Annotated in this window: 16 protein-coding genes, 2 other RNA genes and 1 pseudogene; 8 read left to right on the top strand and 11 right to left on the bottom strand. The window is 57.3% G+C overall.

Annotation, left to right across the window (positions count from 1 at the left end; all coding sequences use genetic code 11):
* Positions 1–117 precede the first annotated feature (117 nt).
* Both AB6Q56_RS19645 and ssrA (AB6Q56_RS19640) read right to left on the bottom strand, forming a co-directional pair.
* Positions 118–2448: an ABC transporter substrate-binding protein gene (locus AB6Q56_RS19645; protein WP_434514707.1), complete on the bottom strand. Its 2331-nt coding sequence runs from the start codon at positions 2446–2448 to the stop codon at positions 118–120.
* 95 nt (positions 2449–2543) lie between these two features.
* Positions 2544–2860, bottom strand: a transfer-messenger RNA (tmRNA) gene (gene ssrA / locus AB6Q56_RS19640).
* Positions 2861–2924: 64 nt separating this feature from the next.
* Here ssrA (AB6Q56_RS19640) and ssrA (AB6Q56_RS19635) point away from each other — a divergent pair.
* Positions 2925–3269, top strand: a transfer-messenger RNA (tmRNA) gene (ssrA, locus tag AB6Q56_RS19635).
* A gap of 248 nt (positions 3270–3517) precedes the next feature.
* Here ssrA (AB6Q56_RS19635) and AB6Q56_RS19630 read toward each other — a convergent pair.
* Positions 3518–3721, bottom strand: coding sequence for a response regulator (locus AB6Q56_RS19630; protein WP_434514706.1), 204 nt, complete (start codon positions 3719–3721; stop codon positions 3518–3520).
* Between the two features lie 140 nt (positions 3722–3861).
* On the opposite strand from AB6Q56_RS19630, the gene AB6Q56_RS19625 reads away from it, so the two are divergent.
* Positions 3862–4982 (top strand): IS3 family transposase gene (locus tag AB6Q56_RS19625; RefSeq protein WP_434517116.1). Its coding sequence is split into 2 segments (ribosomal slippage): positions 3862–4111 and positions 4111–4982, totalling 1122 coding nucleotides; the frame shifts between segments, so codons are not numbered across the junction.
* Positions 4983–5038: 56 nt separating this feature from the next.
* Here AB6Q56_RS19625 and AB6Q56_RS19620 read toward each other — a convergent pair.
* From AB6Q56_RS19620 to AB6Q56_RS19605, 4 genes are all read right to left on the bottom strand, one after another.
* A complete protein-coding gene (locus AB6Q56_RS19620; protein ID WP_434514705.1) occupies positions 5039–5320 on the bottom strand; it encodes a helix-turn-helix domain-containing protein in 282 nt (93 codons plus the stop codon).
* 89 nt (positions 5321–5409) lie between these two features.
* Positions 5410–5862 (bottom strand): DUF6262 family protein, encoded by a 453-nt coding sequence (locus tag AB6Q56_RS19615; protein ID WP_434514704.1) that lies wholly within the window; start codon positions 5860–5862, stop codon positions 5410–5412.
* Positions 5859–6293 carry a hypothetical protein gene (locus AB6Q56_RS19610; protein WP_434514703.1) on the bottom strand — a complete coding sequence of 145 codons (435 nt, stop codon included), beginning with the start codon at positions 6291–6293 and terminating at the stop codon, positions 5859–5861. The genes AB6Q56_RS19615 and AB6Q56_RS19610 overlap by 4 nt, the downstream gene beginning before the upstream one ends.
* Before the next feature lie 206 nt (positions 6294–6499).
* Positions 6500–8254 carry a hypothetical protein gene (locus AB6Q56_RS19605; protein WP_434514702.1) on the bottom strand — a complete coding sequence of 585 codons (1755 nt, stop codon included), beginning with the start codon at positions 8252–8254 and terminating at the stop codon, positions 6500–6502.
* 79 nt (positions 8255–8333) lie between these two features.
* On the opposite strand from AB6Q56_RS19605, the gene AB6Q56_RS19600 reads away from it, so the two are divergent.
* From AB6Q56_RS19600 to AB6Q56_RS19585, 4 genes are read left to right on the top strand one after another with little or no spacing between them, the layout of a single operon-like run.
* Positions 8334–8663, top strand: a complete 330-nt coding sequence (locus AB6Q56_RS19600) for a transposase (RefSeq protein ID WP_434517123.1) — start codon at positions 8334–8336, stop codon at positions 8661–8663.
* Positions 8660–9007, top strand: a complete 348-nt coding sequence (gene tnpB, locus AB6Q56_RS19595; protein ID WP_434513754.1) for an IS66 family insertion sequence element accessory protein TnpB — start codon at positions 8660–8662, stop codon at positions 9005–9007. The genes AB6Q56_RS19600 and tnpB overlap by 4 nt, the downstream gene beginning before the upstream one ends.
* 52 nt (positions 9008–9059) lie before the next feature.
* Positions 9060–10595 carry an IS66 family transposase gene (gene tnpC, locus AB6Q56_RS19590; protein ID WP_434513753.1) on the top strand — a complete coding sequence of 512 codons (1536 nt, stop codon included), beginning with the start codon at positions 9060–9062 and terminating at the stop codon, positions 10593–10595.
* A 1-nt stretch (position 10596) separates the two neighbouring features.
* Entirely contained in the window at positions 10597–11190 is a 594-nt protein-coding gene (locus tag AB6Q56_RS19585; RefSeq protein ID WP_434513752.1) for a plasmid pRiA4b ORF-3 family protein, read from the top strand.
* Here AB6Q56_RS19585 and AB6Q56_RS19580 read toward each other — a convergent pair.
* The 4 genes from AB6Q56_RS19580 to AB6Q56_RS19565 form a co-directional block, all read right to left on the bottom strand.
* A complete protein-coding gene (locus tag AB6Q56_RS19580) occupies positions 11170–13044 on the bottom strand; it encodes a hypothetical protein (RefSeq protein WP_434514701.1) in 1875 nt (624 codons plus the stop codon). The genes AB6Q56_RS19585 and AB6Q56_RS19580 overlap by 21 nt on opposite strands.
* Positions 13041–14522: a tyrosine-type recombinase/integrase gene (locus AB6Q56_RS19575; RefSeq protein ID WP_434514700.1), complete on the bottom strand. Its 1482-nt coding sequence runs from the start codon at positions 14520–14522 to the stop codon at positions 13041–13043. Before AB6Q56_RS19575 ends, AB6Q56_RS19580 begins: the two co-directional genes overlap by 4 nt.
* Positions 14523–14755: 233 nt before the next feature.
* A complete protein-coding gene (locus AB6Q56_RS19570) occupies positions 14756–15283 on the bottom strand; it encodes a hypothetical protein (protein ID WP_434514699.1) in 528 nt (175 codons plus the stop codon).
* Between the two features lie 9 nt (positions 15284–15292).
* Positions 15293–15886, bottom strand: coding sequence for a riboflavin synthase (locus AB6Q56_RS19565; protein WP_434514698.1), 594 nt, complete (start codon positions 15884–15886; stop codon positions 15293–15295).
* Positions 15887–16144: 258 nt separating this feature from the next.
* Here AB6Q56_RS19565 and AB6Q56_RS19560 point away from each other — a divergent pair, with 258 nt between their 5' ends.
* Positions 16145–17284: an ABC transporter substrate-binding protein gene (locus AB6Q56_RS19560; protein ID WP_434514697.1), complete on the top strand. Its 1140-nt coding sequence runs from the start codon at positions 16145–16147 to the stop codon at positions 17282–17284.
* A 143-nt stretch (positions 17285–17427) separates the two neighbouring features.
* Positions 17428–18462, top strand: a pseudogene (locus AB6Q56_RS19555) (branched-chain amino acid ABC transporter permease); the annotation flags it as partial.
* Positions 18463–18527: the final 65 nt, after the last annotated feature.

Below are 18527 nucleotides of genomic sequence, written 5' to 3'. Positions count from 1 at the left end.
TAATCGAGTGATGTCGCAATGCCGATGCGGCATATTGTCGCAGATTGAAGTTAGCACTTCTCTGCCGATGTGTGTTCCACCACGTTGCCTGCATGTCAGCGTAACGCAATGAGGCGTTCATTGCCGGCCGATACACGCCAGCCGGAAAGTCAGCCAGAAGACGCTACCTTCGCCGAGCACACTGCGGCAGCCAGCATCGCCCCCCATCGCCTGGGCAATCCGCCGGGACATCGCCAGGCCGACGCCGAGGCCGCTGTAGATGCGGCTCTGCGAATTGTCGCCCTGCTCGAAAATCGAGAACAGCCGGCCGATATCCTCGGCGGCAATACCCACCCCCGTATCCTCGACCTCCAGATGCAATACCAACTCGTTCCCTGAAAGCGATTCGACCTTCGTGCGCAACGTGATCCTGCCGGTCGGCGTAAACCGAACGGCGTTATCGATGTAATTGGCAATTGCCCGCCGAATGAGCATGGGGTCACCCACCACCTGGGTATCGCTCACGTCCGTCTCGAGCACGAACTCCAGGCCCTTGGCACTGGCTTGATCGGCAGCCAGACCCGCCATGTCGTCGATCAGCATCGACAGGGTAAACACCTGCCGCTTCAACTCGAGTCGGCCGGAGTCGATCCAGCTCATTTCAAGGATGGTATCGATGGTCCGCGTCAGCCCCTGAGTCGCCGCTTGAAGCCGCTCCGTCAATTGCGTCTGCTTGTCGGTCATTTCCTGACGCTTGAAGATCTGCAACAGGCCGTTGATCTGGTGCAAGGGTGTTCGCATCTCATGGCTCATGTTGGTCAGAAAGCGGCTTTTCACCTCCGACAGCCGCTCGGCAGCCTCGCGCGCCAGCGATAGCTCGCGCGTGCGTTCGCTCACCTGGTCTTCAAGATGGTCACGATACTGCGCCAGCTCGATCTCGAGGGCACGCTGCTCGGTAATGTCGTGCCCGATACACAACAAGCCTTCAAAATGTCCGTTGGTCCCGAGGATGGCGCGATTGAACCAGCGCACCCAGATTCGCCGTCCATCCCGGGTCACGTTTTCGTTCTCGTGCTCGGCATACGCATCGGGATGATCGAGAATAGCCGAGATCACCCCTGGCAAATCGCGCTCCGTCACGCTCTCCGACACCGGAACGATAGTCTCGACGATGGGTCTGCCGATCACTTCGTCGGCATGGAAACCGAACACCCGTTCGGCCACTTCGTTGAAGTACTTCACCTCGCCCGACGGCGACAGCCGGAGAATGATGGCGTTGGCGTTCTCGACCAGCTCGCGGTACTTGCGTTCGGCGCGTTGCCGCTCGCTCGCCTCGCGCTTCAGCGCGAGGTTGATGCGACGCATGCGTGCGGCCACCATCAGCGCGACCACCAGCAGGAACAGCGTGATCGCCATCGACCACAGCAACCAGGCCGGAATCGTCTGACGCCGATCCGGGGCGTAGAGGAAGGATTCGATCTCGAAATCCCCGGGTATCAGCTTCTGGCTGGCATAGACCGCAACCACGTGCCGCCAGCGCCCAGGATTCATGTAGCCGGCCTCGACGATATCCGGTCGTGTCAATTCGCGAATCTGCTCGGCCTCGAAACGCAAGTGCTCCAGCGATTTGCCCTGCGTGTTGTAGCGGTCGACGATCAGCTGCGCGATTTCATCCGAATGGTCCAACGCATAGACCAACCCTTTCAGCGTCGCCTCACGGAAAGCCCGGACCAGCTCGGGACGCTTGTCCAAGGTCGGCTCGACGGTGAACAACATGTTGCCAAACAGGTCTATCCCCGCCGAACGCGGCGTGAGCAGCAGATACTCGTGCTCGCGTCCACGTACCAGGAAAGGCTCGTTCGAGAGATAGACCGCCTTGGCTGCATGCTCGCCGTGATCGACCGAAGCCAACGTCCAGTCGGTTTGCGGCACCAGCTTCAACCGGTTCGCCGGCAAGCCCGACGCTTTCAGATAGGCCTCGATTTCGTCGCGGCTATGCACATCGACGGCAACCGGCCGGTCGGCCAGGTCAGTCACGCTATTGATACCGTTCGCCCGCCGGGCCAGCAGCCCGATCGGCGAATGCTGCATCAGGGCCGCCAGAGCGACTACCGGCTTGCCATGATAGCGGTCGATGACCAGCGATGACGTACCGACGCCGAAATCCGCCTTTCCGGAAAGCACCGTCGACACGGTATCGACGCCCGGATCGCCTTCGAGAATATCGACCGCGAGGCCGGCATCGCGGTAATAGCCCTTGGCCTCGGCGGCATAGAAAGCCGCAAATTCGAACTGATGCTTCCAGGGCAATTGCACTGAAACACGCTCGAGAGCCGGCACCGTGCCAGCCCAGGCAGCGCAGGCGATTACCAGCAAGTAGCGGCAGATCCAAAGCAGAGTGCCAGGATCAAGGCGGACACGCAAAACTCGCCCCCAATCCGCCCGGTTCAATGGACCGGCTGAAATCATGAAAATATCGGCATTGCGTGCCCTGAATGGAACGGTTTGGGAAAGACTTGGCAAGACGGTGTAGGCCTGGACAACGGGGTCTGGAAACGTGGACGTGACGGCGGGGACCGAAGTCCCCGCCGGCTGTCTTGGGTAATAAGGCTTCAGCGGCCCCAGCTAGCCGTTATTAGGCGGCGATAGCGAATTGCTCATCATTGGCAATTATGGATTTGCTTCATTAACGTCGATCGCCTGACGAGTTGCCTGCGCACCTTTGCCCGCCCTGTCGAAGCCAGTACACCCCCATCCAAACGCACTCAGACAAATGCCCTTGGGTGGAGGTGAGGGGAATCGAACCCTTATCTAAGGAAAAAGTTTGAATTTTGACTGTGTGTGTTAGTCACATGCACCGCAGAATAGTCTATACTAAAGCATGCACAACCGTGCACTATTGTAAAAAGCAGTCGTTGTTACACTTAGTGACAACCTGACAGTGGTGAGCAGTTGTTTTTTGAGGTGACCAACCCCATAATCAACTTATGGCTGTTATTCCGGTGACTCGGAAACGCTCTGGACAGGGGTTCGATTCCCCTCACCTCCACCTAAGCCCATAGGGGTACAGGCTGGGAATATACCAAGCTGTTGGCTTAGGTGGGGGTGTACTGGTTTCGACAGGGTGAAAGAAGAGAAGCAGGCAGCTCGAGAGGCGACGGACGTAATCCGCGCAAATCCATAATTGCCAACGATGAGCAATTCGCTATTGCCGCCTAAAAACGGCTAGCCGGGGCTGCTAGAGCCTTGTTACCAAAGATAGCCGGCGGGGACTTCGGTCCCCGTCGTCACGTCTAAGCTATGTGCTTCCACGAGCGCATTTAACGGTTCCCTGATGCCACCTGGCTGACGTATTAAAGGACAGCCACCGACCCTAAGCAGCCTCTCGAGAACCTAACTTCAAACGACCGCAATGTGACTATCAATCGACATCCAGTTACCCCAGACCTCATTTGCATCTCGAACTTACCGAGGGTTCATGGCTAGCAAATCGACAATCAGCGTTGGCTTCGTCGATTGCGCTGTACCGAATCATAAATTATCTCTCAAGCCACTTTAGTAACGTGCTGTATAGCCTGTCAGGGTCAACAGGTTTCGATACAAAGTCATTCATGCCAGCCGCAATACAGCGTTCCTCATCTTCGTTGAAGGCGTTTGCGGTCATTGCCACAATGGGAATGTCCTTACCTGTTTCCAATTGTCGAATGAGCTTGGTTGCCGTCAAGCCGTCCATTTTCGGCATCTGCATATCCATGAAGATTAAGGCATGTGTTCCCGGCTGATGCCAGACGCCTGCTGTGGAGCATGTTCGTTGTGAGGTGCCCCCCGTAATCAGTGCCACCGGCAATTTAGTAAAGTCCGTTTTCGAGAAGGAGAATGGACTTGAAGAAGCGGTTTTCAGAAGAGCAGATCATCGGTTTTTTGCAGCAGGCGGAAGCCGGCGTGGCGATCAAGGAACTGTGCCGGCAACACGGCTTCAGTGACGCCTCGTTCTACAACTGGCGGGCGAAATTCGGCGGCATGTCAGTTCCGGATGCGAAGCGCCTGAAGGAACTGGAAGCCGAGAACGCCAAGCTCAAACGCCTACTGGCCGAATCGATCCTTGATGCCGAAGCTCTCAAAGCGGCCTTGGGCCGAAAGCGCTGAGCCCCCAGCAAAAGCGTGAGTCAGTCATGGTGATGCGGAAAGCGACAGCAATTTCCCAACGCCGTGCCTGCCAGCTGGTGGGTTTGTCACGCACGGTCCTGCATTACGTATCGAAGGCGCAGCCGGAGAACGAGCAGTTGCAAGCCAGGCTGGTCGAACTGGCCGGCGAGCGCCGCCGGTTCGGCTATCGCCGCTTGCATGCGCTGGTTCGGCGAGAGGGCGTTCGAGCCAATCACAAACGGATTTATCGGCTCTACAGTGATGCCGGTCTGTCAGTTCGGCGCCGCAAAAAGCGACATGGTGTGGCTGTTGAGCGGCAGGCACTGGAACGCCCTACCGAGCCCAACCAAGTTTGGTCGATGGATTTTGTCAGTGACGCGCTGGCCAATGGCCGCCGGATCAAGGTGCTGACCATCGTCGATGATTTCAGCAAGGAGGCCATCGATCTCGCGGTCGACTTCGGCATTTCAGGCCATTACGTTACGCGTGTTCTTGATCAGGCGGCTCGCTTCCGGGGCTACCCCAAGGCCATTCGAACTGACCAGGGACCAGAATTTACCGGCAAAGCGCTCGACCAGTGGGCCTGCCAGCATGGCGTTCAGCTCAAACTGATCCAGGCCGGGAAACCCACGCAGAACGCGTTCATCGAGAGCTTCAACGGACGCTTCCGAGATGAGTGCCTGAATGACTATTGGTTTACGAGCTTGCCACAGGCTCGTATCCTGATCGCCGCCTGGCGCCGGGACTACAACCAGCATCGGCCGCACAGCGCATTGAATTATCAAACCCCGGCAGAGTTCGCGGCCGAGCATCGGGCAACCACCTCTGCCCAGCCAGCCGCCGAAGAATGTCTTTAACGGTACAACCCAAGGACTTTTACTAAAACGCCCTTGGCACTAAAACCGGGGGCACCTCAGGCGGCCTGCAATTCGCCAAACAGTTTCAGTGCTGTGCGCCGATCCCGTTTCGGACGGCGGGCATCCGCCTCCAGTGCCTTGATCAGGCGCGCCGCATACGGGGCAATCTTGATGTTCGGGTTCTGCCGTTCGTACTTCGGCTCCGCCCCTTCCGGTGTCCGTAACCAACGTTTGACGGTGTTCCGGCTATACCCCGTCTTCCGCGAAATCTCGGACAGCGATAGGCCATCCCGATAAAACAACCGCCGAATCCTTCCCAGATCCTTCATGGTGATCATCTCCTAAAATCCTGCTCAAAAAATGAGCGGACGAGTTAATCACCCTGGTCAATTTTCAGCGCGCACACCCCCACTTTTCTGGTCAGTTTTCAACGAGCGTCAACACGCTCCGGAGGCGCTGGAATTCGCCGCCCCGTTTCAATCATCATGTCCTCACGAGCAGCTTGTAGCCTCAGCGCTTTCAGCTGACGGCGTAGCTCCGCATTTTCGGCCACCAAGGCAGCATTTTGCTGTTCTAGTTGGTGAACGCGTCTTTCCAGAAGCTTCGCTTTTGTGTCAAGCCCACCCTCGCTACGCACACGGCGACTATTCGATGTAGCGCCCTCTTGAAATGCCTTAACAGGCAAGTCAACCTTGACGTCAGCCAGAAGCGCTTTCAGTTGAGGATTCTTGTAAAACGACTGTCGTGGTATTCCAGAGGCCTCTGCAATGGCACTGATGCTGAGCGCCCCATCTTCGTTGCGAGGCAGCGCATCAACAGATTCCAGATAGGTCCGAAACGTCTGTACGTACTCGGCACCAACCACCTTCCCGCTTTTCATGCCTTCCTCCCAAGCTTTCTTTCCTGCTCAAGAAGGGTGCGATATGCCTGCAAAAATGCCCGAGCACGTTGCCCACTCACGATGACTTGGCGACCAACTGGAGCCGCTAGGTCACGTATTTCCTCTTTTTCAAAATCGACCTGGACAACCTCAAATTCAGCATTGATTCTTTCCAGTATCAGCTTGAGAGCCATGACTGTATTACTGAAGTCGACATGCAGGCTTGCCCCCCCTGAAGGAACCGGATGCTCTTCTTCAGTCAACGCTACCGTTGATGCCGATAGCCTATTTTCCAAGGCGGCAACGCGGCCCCTGAGAGTTTTTGCTTCTAGTCGTGCATCGAAGAGCTTTGCCTTCAGCAACTCAGGCGTCGCGTCATCATCACCAACCAAGGCGCTTGCGCCGGGCTGAGAGGCTAGATGGTTCAGCATAAGGCGCTTGTAAGCGGAATTGCGACACAAAGTAGTTCGATGGACACCTGTCCGCTCGGCCACCTCGGTAGCCAGAGGCTGCAACCCCTCAAATCGCAGCTTTCGCTTCCGTAGAATACTCAGAGCATCCTCAATGAGTCGCAAATTGCTATTTAGCTGGGCTTCTCGATACCCGGAGAAATTATCAGTACCTTTCGGGGCCCCCATTAACGGATTCTCCCGAGCAGACTAGGTCCGGAAACGACCCCAAGTTCGTTTCGTTTGCCGCCTGACAGCATTTCGGCAACTGCAGGAATTCCAACCCCCTTGGCATCGGCCATTGGCTTGATGAGGCTCGCAAAAGCAGCCAATTCGCTGTAAGGCTCGAGGTCCAGAAGCGCGGCATCATCTTCGCGGCCGGCGCGGGCCATGATGATTTGCACATACTTGGTTGCGCGAGCTCTGACCTCGGGTGATTCCAGCGATGGGTAGGCGTTCGAGTCCGCAATCCGCTGAAGGAAGAACTCTGCCGTAGTCGAGTCTCGAGTTATAAGTTGAAGGTGGCGTTTCACCATTTCTGGTTGGTCTGCATGATAGCCCTCATGATGGGGCCCCATACTTTGCATCTTGTCATGCAAAATCTGGGAAGATAGTTGCCAGCCTATAAGCTCTTTTGCATCCAGACTTTGGGTGCGATGCAATGCATCTTTCTGACTTTGCGTCGCACCTTTTCGGGTTGCCAAGGCTTGGATTTGCAGAGCAGTCATCCGAATGCGCTCCTTTAACTCATTTTTCTTGGCTGCGATGGCCGGCAAATGGTCGATGCACTTAACCGCGAGGGGACACAAGCCACAGCGTTGCAATCCCCCAGTCCTAACTATTATTTCCGATGGACACTGATTGCCTACCGGGCAGACATGGGTCGGGTGCCAACGTATGACACTGGATGGACTCCGGCGCAGCAATTCAATACTGCTTTCTTCATCGGATGTCAGGTCATTTAAGGACCACAGCGCGACCCCGGGCATAAATCCGAATTCATGAATCGCCTTATCACGGTCAATTGAAAATGCCGCGCGTACTGAGCTATCAGCGCCTTCGTTATCGATGTACCCCGCTCCACTACCGTCGACGTCATAGGCAACATCTTTTAGCCTTGCCTCAATTCTCTCCAACTTACCGACAATCCGAGCTTTAGAAGGAACTTGGTAGTGGTTGGTGGTTACCGTTTGGGTATGTCCTAACTGTTCGGCGATTTCGGAAACCTCAAGGTCACCGTCCTTCAAGGTTGCATAGGTGGACCGCGTCGCATGCGGCGTATGTACCGTGACAAACTTTACCTTACAGAATTGAAGCGCATCCTTGTCGCGAGTGGTATCCAAAAATGAGCCGCTTGCATCAACTGCGGGCTCAATCGTAACCAAACCAAGCTTCTCCCGGTAACCATCTACACCCCGGAAAGCATTGTTATAAAAATCCTCAAACCCTGTCAGTAACTGGAGCCACCTCACGCTGTAGGTGTTGTCGCCAAATGGCATCATGCCTTTATATGAGCGAAACAAGGGCACAATTGGGTCGAATCTGGAGTTTTTCCTACCTTCATACAGAACTGCCTCATCTACATCCAAATCGGCAACTGCTGCCTGAAAATAAGATTCAGCGAGAAGGCTACGCCGCACCCGCCACGAGACATACGTTGTCCAAGGTTCATCACGAGATTTGTCGGTATTGACCAGAAGAAGGGTGAAGCTCTCAGGCGGCTCCCAAGTATGTAGAAGACCTATTTGCGTATCCACTCTACTTACTGAATCCCAGGCAAACCTGTCTAGCCACTGTACATTCTGTCCGCGGAGCCCTGTCTCCACCATGGTGAGAAGCATTCGAACGATGGTGAGATGCGTAAGCGTCCTTTCATGGCCGTCTGGCGAATAGTTTGAAACAGAGAGAAAGTGGTGCCCGCCAAACAAAGTAGCGGGGATCATTTTGGAGACAGCAGAGGTTGTTAGCGGCGGACGGCGTGGCCGGCCGAATTATCCGCTTGAATTCAAGCGCCGATTGGCCGTGGAAGCTTGCGAGCCCGGGGTGTCGGTGGCGAAGCTAGCGCTGCGGTACGGGCTGAACACGAACATGGTGTTCAAGTGGCGGCGGCAATATCGGGCGGGGCAGTTCGAGATACAGGGCGACTCCAAGGCCGTTGGGATACAGCCTCAGCCCCTGTTCCTGCCCGTAATTGCAGAACCGGCGGGCGACACAAAGGCCACCAAGGCGACGATCACCGCGGCGGCGGGATATATCGAGATCGTCCGGGGCCAGACCAGCGTTCGTGTGTGTGGCGATGTCACGGCCTCGGCACTGCATCTGGTACTGGATTGCCTGGCGTCCAGGGAATGATCGGACTGCCGGTAGGAACGCAGATCTGGCTGGCGGCCGGCGTGACTGATATGCGCCGTGGCTTTGATGGACTGGCTGCCATTGCCCAGGAGCAATTGGCGGCAGACCCATTCAGCGGTCACGTCTTCGTGTTTCGTGGCCGGCGCGGCGACCTCGTCAAACTGCTCTGGTGGGATGGCGATGGTCTGTGCCTGTTTGCCAAGCGGCTCGAACGCGGGCGCTTCATCTGGCCGAATGCCACCGATGGGCGAGTTCATCTGAGCAAAGCCCAACTTGCCATGCTCCTGGAAGGGATCGACTGGCGGCGTCCTGCGCGTACCTGGCAGCCCGAGCGGGCGGCGTAAAGCCGGCCTGCGGGGGCTGTTCACTGCCCCTGAATTCCCGTAGACTTCGGTCATGCCCAAGCCAGACCAATCCTCTACCAGCCAGGCTTCCTGCGAAGTCGATAAGCTGCGCCAGCAGGTTGAAAGGCTGCTTGAGGAGAACGCCCGTCTGAAGCTGCTCGTCGCCAAGTATCGTCGCCTGCACTTTGGCCAGAAATCGGAAACGCTGGCGCAATTGGGGCAACTCGATCTTGGGCTGGCGTTCGAGCCACTGCCGCTCACGCCGGCTTCGCCGATATCGTCCGCGCCGGATAAACCGGCCGACACGCCGCGAATCAGGAACCGCAAGCCCTTCCCGGAAACAGCGCCCCGCGAAACGGTGACGCATATGCCGACGGCAGAGTGCTGTCCGGATTGTGGCGGGCAATTTACGCACCTCGGTGAGGACGTTTCGGAAATGCTCGAGTACGTGCCAGCCAGTTTCAAAGTGATTCGCCATGTGCGGCCGAAACTGGCCTGCACCCGGTGTGATCACATTGCCCAAGCGGCGGCCCCCGCCCGTCCGATTCCCCGCGGCTTTGCCGGTCCTGCCCTGTTGGCTCACGTGCTGGTCGGTAAGTTCTGCGATCACTTGCCGCTGTATCGGCAAAGCGCCATTTATGCACGCAGCGGTCTGGACCTGGACAGGGCACTCCTGGCCGAATGGGTTGGACATTGCCATGACTTGCTCTCGCCGCTGGTGGATGCGATCCGGCGTTATGTCCTGGGCGGCAGCAAGGTACATGCCGATGACACACCGTTACCAGTGCTCGCGCCGGGCAAGGGGCGAACCAAGACCGCAAGGCTGTGGACGTATGTGCGGGATGATCGCCCAGCGGGAAGTGGCGATCCGCCAGCAGTCTGGTTTGCCTACTCGGAAGATCGCAAGGGACAACATCCCCGTGATCATCTGAAATCCTTCCGCGGCATCCTGCAAGCCGATGCTTATAGCGGGTTCGATGCCTTGTACGAGATTGGCAAGATTCAGGAAGCCGCCTGCTGGGCGCACGTCCGGCGCAAATTCGTCGATGTCTATCGGGCCCAGGCTTCGCCCATCGCGGCCGAGGCCATTGCCCAGATTGCCGAGCTGTATGCCGTCGAAAGTCAAATCCGTGGCCGATCGCCCGGTGAGCGGCAGGTCATTCGTCAAGTGCAAGCCTATCCCTTGCTCAAGATCATGCATGCCTGGCTCGACGCTCAGCGCCAGCGGATATCACGCAAATCCGGCCTTGCCGATGCAATCAGCTATGCGCTCAATCACTGGTCTGCGTTGATCCGCTATGCCGCAGATGGCCGAATCGAGATCGATAACAATGCGGCAGAGCGTGCATTACGCGGAGTCGCTTTGGGGCGAAAGAACTACCTGTTCGGCGGCTCGGATGTCGGCGGCGAGCGCGCAGCCAGCATGTATTGCCTGATCGGTAGCGCGAAACTCAATGGGATTGATCCCGAGGCTTACTTGCGGACAGTCCTGACCCGGATTGCCGAGCATCCGATCAATCGGATTCATGAGCTACTCCCGTGGAATCTTTACCCCGATCACGCCACCGTTGAACAGAAAGCTGCCTGAAATGAGTAACGTCATTGCGCTGAAGAAGCCCAGAGCCAAGAAGATTCCCGATCTGCTGCAACTGAAGATTGAGCTGGCCTGGATCAAGCCGACCATCTGGCGGCGCATCCTGGTGCCGGAGTCGATCACGCTGGGCAATCTACATCAGGTCCTGCAAGTCACCTTCGGCTGGTGCGATTACCACTTGCACGAGTTCGACTTTGGTGGCAAGCGCTTCGGCATTCCCGACCCCGAATTCGATTGGGAGCCAGTTCGCCCGGAGACACGAGTCCAGCTCAAAACCGCCTTGGGCGGCATGAGTTCGTTCAAGTACATCTACGACTTCGGCGATCACTGGGAACACCGGGTCAAGGTCGAGAAGAAATTGCCAGGCGATCCCGAATTGAGCCACCGTGCCATGCTCCTGAAAGCCGCGAATGCCACACCTCCGGAAGATGTCGGTGGCGCGCCCGGTTACGCAGACTTCGTGGCAGCCATGACCGACCCCAACCATCCCGAGCACCAGTCGATGTCCGAATGGCACGGCGATGCCTTCGATCCCGCATTCGTGGACGTCGTCGCCATTAGCCTCGCTTTACACGACCTGAAAATCTGATTTCAAGACGGCTTCGGGACGACGCTTACTGAGATGCGGCATATTCAGCACCATGACCCGATTTTCGCCATAATTCAGCCGGCATCCCTTCACATAGATACCAGCAAGCCCTTCTGGATTCGCCTGAATTGAGCGTCTGGCTACCGGATAGATGCTCGGAATCCAACGAATAGGTAGCACCTCTCCTCGGTAGCGCACGTACGGAACATACCCCCAGGCAGCAGTGTTATAGCCATACACCTCACCAAAGGGCAAATTCTTAAATCTATCGGTGCTATAGGCACTTTGTTGCAGGTATTCACCAAAAGCTTCTAGGGCTTGGCAATAGAATACTAAGAGTGGGAACACGTCCTCTGCAAAAGGTACTTTATTGGTTTTGGTTCTTGCTGAGGACTTAACACGGTCAAAGTCGAGGCGAATTGGGTTCACCATCTTCTTTCCAGCAATCAGGTCGTTATCCTCAAATGCGGTGATAACAAACTGAAAGAAGCGCTGCCAATGCCCAAGCATGATGTTTTTCCCATCAGGCAGTGGCCGACGTAAATGCAGTAACTCAACCAGGGTTTTGGGCAGCACCACATCATGGCCGCCTTGCTCACTGTGAAAAACCGTTCGCGATACGAAAAGGTATCGAGCAAAGTGCTTAGGCGCCGATGGCAACTCAACGGAATTTTCTATGTGAGTCTCATTCCACCAAGGCAAGTACATCAGCACATAGTCAACCAACATGTGCAGACTCATGCGGACCTCTTTATCGGTCTCGTAATTGGCTTCTCGGTGCGCAATCCAAGCATTCATGGCCGCGAACCATAACCGGCCCATTTCTTGAATTGGGATGTGCTCACGGCCTGGGTAGGGAGTTGGGGTTTGTAGCCAATTTTCCTTACGAAAATCGGAGTTACGACTCCCCGCCAATGACTCAAAGTAGCGCTCCGGAGCATCAGAGTCTCCGCTAGCTGCGATTTCCCGCAAATTCAAGATGAACGGCGGCTCACCCCGTTCTGCTCTTCGATTTTGGGCCATCTGATTGTTCTTTTGCCGCCGTATCGCAATCAGTTCCGGAGTCTCAACTCGCTCCCGTTTATGTCCATGTACTCGCATCCCGGCAAAGTTTTTCGGGTCACGCCTAAATTCATCAAACGGCATCAGTAAAAACTGCGAAGAAGCTTGCCACATCATAAACTGATGCCGTAGCTCCCGGGGCAGAAGGTTCGGTGCCAATGACTCAAGAGCATATAGGAATGGCAACACAGCCAACGCACTTCCCGTTGCAGCGAGTTCCGGGGCATGACGGACAACTGATTGGGTTACTCGCGCCAAGTCATCAATGGAAACATCGCTCACCTCCCTCCAATCCGTAGCAGAAACCAAGGAGGCGATTCGCCGGGAGCCTCGTTCAGGTAAATCTGGGTCGTCGCGAAGAGCCTTGTATGCTTGCAAGACGAGAGGCCGCACTCGAACTGCCTGGAATTCAGGAAACTCTTCTTTGGAATAGTCTTGATGTGCCGGCAGCAATATTGCTGCGTTGTAGGACAAATCTAGTAACGCAAGATTAACTGCTTCGCGTATCCGTGCCCATTCTCGATAATTTGTTGTATGCGGGAACCCAAGAGTTGCTGCCAGTGCGAACAAGTCCTCAGAGGGGTTAAATATGGCCTTCTTAACCTTACCCCAAACCAACCCCTGTACATCTATTAACTGGCTTTCCAAGGAACACAGCGGTTGTGGCTGCGGCCATGATGGATATGCCGAGAGGGCCATTTCAGAGGCTGCTGCGCGTAATGCAGATGTAGCCAATGGAAAAAACTTCTCGGGCTTAATAGCTAGTTGAATTTCACTCGATTCGTTTATCACCGGCGCGCTCTCGATGTGATTTGACCATCCGTAAGCAACCGGGATGCGATTGCCGGCGGCAACCCTGTCATCGAATCTTGATGCGCCAGCATTGCTTGGTCATGTCGAACAAGCTTTTCCATGAGCTTAGCTGGTCTTGGACGAGCGTATTTTCTTGTTGAATTGATGTCTTCATGGCCCATCAAAAGTTGCACTTCAGCCTCAGTCAAGCCAGGCATAAGCTGACCAGGCACATTGAAATCGTTCAGCATATGCATCCCGTAGGCATGTCGAAGGGAGTGCACTGTCATGACATGTTCAGGGGCAAATGGAGGCCCCTTGATTCCGGCACGAATAACTGCCGCCGTAAAAGCTTCATTCAGAGTTGAATCAGCCGCCTCGCGCAACGGCTTTCCCGCATGCTGGCCACGAAGATACTGGAACACAAAATTATTCCCATCCACTGGCAACACATATTCTTGCTGTCGGTATTGCAGCAAAAACTCGAAGAACCAACTACGATAGGGCTGCCGAAGGTAGGTCCAAGAAACTACGCGGCCCTTGAACCTTGAGAATCTCTCGTCTTCAGGCAAATCTCGGCCATATCGCGTGTAATCTGGGTCGAGCACGTAAACCGTTTCGTTCTCAAAATCGATGTGCTCCCACTCGAGATTGAGTGCCTCCGAGCGACGTATGCCGCTAGCGGCCAACAACGTCCACAAGGCCTTATCTCGCCAAGAGAAGGTCGCCTCCAGAAGCTTAGGAAACTGCGCCATCGGAAACTCAAGCAGCTCGAGGTCCGCCTGCTTTTTCCGCTTGCGCCCGCCCGACAATCCTCTTGGGCGCGACAATTCACTTCCTCTAAAACGAATTACACCGCCTAACATTGACGATTGCTTGATGTGTTGAACCTCGGCTCGAGACAGCATTGATGCGCCGTCAATGGCTTCAAGCAAGGGGGTGTAATCGAGTGTGCTGGCCTCGACCAGCTCTTTGGTCACACCACCGCGCAGCATCGCGATTTCGCGGGCTTCGTTTTCCAGCATGGCACATAACCGCAAGAAGCGATTAAGGGCAGCCAAGGTGTTGTCCCAACTGCCGGGCTGGAGCGCACGAATCTCCAATCGATTAGCGACTCGCTTCAGTGCGGCTTCTCGTTGCCTAAGCTCGTCTGCCACGCCCGTTACATCCCGCTCGATAGCAGTGGCCCCCAGAGAGATGTTCTCTCCATGCGAAAGGAGCAGAAGGTAGTAGTCGATGGCCTGGTTGACTGCACTTCGCGTCACAGGCCCCTTGCCGAGAATTTCAACCTCGTAGAGGTAGTCTATAAACCTGGATACAACAATGGCATAACGCCGTCTTGTTGCAAAGGCATCGCCTGCTATCGAGCGACAAAACTCGTCAAAGACGGGAACGGGAAACCCATCACAATCCGTGAGGCGCCAGCTTACTTTGCCGACGACAACAACCTCTTCCCTTTTTACATTCTTTAAAGACATAAAGCGCTCCCTTGTGCACCGTTATCTTACGCAGATAAAGGTGCACAAGGCAAGCGCCTTAAAAACTTAGAAAAATCTAGGGAGTTATCCACCCTTCGGTCGGATTAAAAGTGCACAAAACACACCCTTAGATAAGAACCCCTGTCCAGAACGCCTCCAGATTGCCGGAATTACAACCATGCTTCGAATTATGGGGGTGGGGTAGGGGTTTTTCAAGCCGCTGCCGATAAAAATCAGTGGCCGCACCACATCCGCATGCCGCCCCCACCAAAGACAGCACGCGACCGCTCGGTTGCCGACAGCGTCGAACGCACGCGCAGGCTGGTCCCGTCGAACAGCACGTTGAAGCGTGCCGGCTCGTTCCAGTCGTCGCAGTAGCGCCACTCCCAGACCAGTTCATCGCGCGCCTTGAAATAGATAGTCCAGGGCTGCACGGGCGGGCCGATGGTACGGACGACATCCTCCTGGGTCATGCCGGCCTGAATGCGCGCGAAGTGCTTCATGGTCAGCACGTTTTCGCGCGACACGAAACGCCCTTGCGCATCGCCCCGCACGAAAAAGGTGTGATATCCCATGGGCCCGAAGGGATAGACCAGCGTTTCGCCGCCATCGGCCTCACGCCAGCGGATGGATGGAATGCCCATGGTCCGTTCGACATCGACCAGCTGGGCGTCGACCGGAACCCGTCCGGCTGCATCGTAGCCAGCGCAACCGGCCAGCAGGCTGATTGCCAGGAAGCAGAGGGCGGCGCGAATACTCATGGCAAACGCTTACTCTCGCTCGGCGCTCAACAGGCGCTCGCAATAGCGGGCGATGAGATCCACCTCCAGATTGACCTTGCTACCGGGCTGCAGGCGATTCAGGGTGGTATTTTCCAGCGTGTGCGGGATCAGGTTGATGGTGAAATCGGTGCCGTTGACTGCATTAGTGGTAAGGCTGGTGCCGTCGACGACGATCGACCCCTTGCGGGCGATGTAGCGGGCGATTTCCTTCGGCGCGCGGATTTCAAGCAGGCGGTTGTCGCCGATCGCATCGAAACGCAGCACTTCGCCAACCCCATCGACGTGGCCGGATACGAGGTGGCCGCCAATCACGTCGGACAGACGCAGGGCCTTCTCCAGATTGACCGGCCCCGGCTCGGCAAGACCGACGGTACACGACAGGGTTTCCGGGGAGACATCGACGGCGAAGGTATTGCCTTCCCTGGCCACCACGGTGAGGCAGACGCCGTTGTGGGCGATGGAGTCACCGAGCGCGACATCGCTCAGGTCGAGTTTGCCGGCGTCGACATGCAGGCGGCAGCCCACTTCGCGAGGCGTGATTTCGGTAATGCGGCCAACTGCCGCAATGATTCCAGAGAACATGAGAGACCCTGTTGATACAAAGCGAACACTTTATCACGCCGAATTGAGCCCTTGCCGGGTACGAAAGCACACCCGGCCAAGGCCTCTGCAACCCGAGGGCCAACGACCGCCTCGGCCCCGCCAATCACGCCCGTGTCATGGCCCTGCCCGAGAGCGAAAACAGGAAACACGCCCACCCTGCATTCAAGAGACGCTCTGCCCCGAAATGGGGCGACGACGCGTGATAGACTCCATTCTTTCCTTTTCCGGGGTGAAATCATGATTAAAAAACTGACCGTCGCCGTTCTCGCCACCTTGTCCACCGCTGCTCTGGCCGACATCAACGTCGGCGTTTCCGTCGCCGCTACCGGCCCGGCCGCCTCGCTCGGCATCCCGGAGAAAAACACCTTCGCCCTGCTGCCGGCAACCATCGGCGGTGAAAAGGTCAATTACATCGTCCTCGACGATGCGACCGACCCGACCGCCGCGACCAAGAACATCAAGAAGCTGATCAGTGAAAACAAGGTCGACGTCGTCGTCGGTTCGACCACCACCCCGAGCTCGCTGGCGATGATGGACGTCGCCGTCGAGAACGAAACGCCGTTGATCTCCATGGCCGGCTCGGCCATCGTCGTCGAACCCATGGACGACAAGCGCAAGTGGGTGTTCAAGACCGCCCAGAACGATGCCCACATGGCCACCGCGCTGGTCCAGCACATGACCGACAAGAACGTGCAGACCGTCGCCTTCGTCGGCTTTGCCGATGCCTACGGCGAAGGCTGGTACAAGGAATTCGCCAAGATCGCCGAAGCCCGCAAGCTGAAGATCGTGGCCAGCGAGCGCTACCAGCGCAACGACACCTCGGTGACCGGCCAGATTCTCAAGATCATCGCCGCCAAGCCGGATGCCGTGCTGATCGGCGGCGCCGGCACCCCGGCCGCCCTGCCGCAGAAGGTACTCAAGGAAAAAGGCTACAAGGGCCTGATCTACCAGACGCACGGCGTTGCCAACAATGACTTCCTGCGCGTCGGCGGCAAGGATGTCGAAGGCGCCTTCCTGCCGGTCGGCCCGATGGTCGTTGCCGCCCAGTTGCCGGCCGATCACCCGGTCAAGAAGTCGGCCATGGAATACGTCACCAAGTACGAAGCAGCCCACGGCAAGGGTAGCGTCAGCTCCTTCGGCGGCCACGCCTGGGATGCCGGCGTGCTGCTGCAGAACGCCGTTCCGGTCGCGCTCAAGAAAGCCAAGCCGGGCACCGTCGAGTTCCGCCGCGCCCTGCGCGACGCGCTCGAAGGCACCAAGAACGTTGCTGGCGCCCACGGCATCTTCAACCTGACGCCGAACGACCACCAGGGCTTCGACCAGCGCGCCCGCGTCATGGTCACCATCGAAAACGGCACCTGGAAGCTCCTGAAGTAATCGGTCACGCGCCCCCGGCGTCGCTCCGCATGCCTGCCACTGGCGGGTAGCGGAGCGACCCGGCGGTCGCCAGGCCCGATGTCCCTGATTTATCGAACCCCCGGCGCGCCTGACGCGCTTTTTCTCTTTTTGTTGGGTCGCTGATGGACCTCCAGATTCTCCTTCTCCTCGGCCAGGACGGCATTACCAACGGCGCCATCTACGCGCTGCTCGCCCTCGCACTGGTTCTTGTTTTCGCCGTCACCCGCATCATTTTCATTCCGCAAGGCGAGTTCGTCGCCTTCGGCGCGCTGACGCTGGCCTCGCTGCAGGCCGGGCAGGTACCGGGAACGGTCTGGCTGCTCCTCGGGCTCGGCTCCGCGGTAGCCTTGCTCGACGGCTATCGGCTGGTCCGCGACGGCCAATTCGCCAAGCTGCCGACGCTGCTCATCACCAACGTCGGCATCCCGCTGCTGGCGGCGGCCGGCCTGTTCGCCATGCCGCCCAGCCAGTTGCCGCTGTGGGGACAGGTCATCCTCGCCATGTTGCTGGTCGTGCCGCTCGGCCCGATGATCTACCGCATCGCCTACCAGCCGCTGGCCAGCGCCTCGGTGCTCGTCCTGCTCATCGTCTCGGTGGCCGTGCACCTGGCCCTGATCGGCCTCGGCCTGCTCTTCTTCGGTGCCGAAGGATGGCGCACCCCGGCCTTCACCGACCTCAGCTTCGAACTGGCCGGCGCGCCGCTGCAGGGGCAGACCATCCTCGTCGTCGTCGCCTCGGCCCTGCTCATCATCGGCCTCTATTTCTTCTTCGAGCGCACCATCTACGGCAAGGCCCTGCGCGCCACTGCCATGAACCGCACCGGCGCCCGGCTGATGGGCATTCCGCCCATCCTCGCCGGCAAGCTGTGCTTCACGCTGGCCGCCGCCATCGGCGCCTTCTCCGGCATCCTGATCGCGCCGATCACCACCATCTACTACGACTCCGGCTTCCTGATCGGCCTCAAGGGTTTCGTCGGCGCCATCATCGGCGGCCTGGCTTCGTACCCCATCGCCGCGCTGGGTGCCATCCTGGTCGGCCTGCTCGAATCCTTCTCCTCCTTCCACGCCAGCGCCTTCAAGGAAGTCATCGTCTTCACGCTGATCATCCCCGTCCTGCTCTGGCGCTCGCTGACCGCGCACCACATCGAGGAAGAAGAGGAAAAGGGCGACGAGGTGACCGGCGGCAACGCCCCCGGCAAGGCCGCTGCAGCTGGCGCGCTACG

It is taken from the genome of Dechloromonas sp. ARDL1 (assembly GCF_051122455.1).
Lineage (GTDB): Bacteria > Pseudomonadota > Gammaproteobacteria > Burkholderiales > Rhodocyclaceae > Azonexus.
The sequence above is the reverse complement of the archived record's forward strand: the minus strand, read 5'-3'. Positions and strand labels throughout refer to the sequence as shown.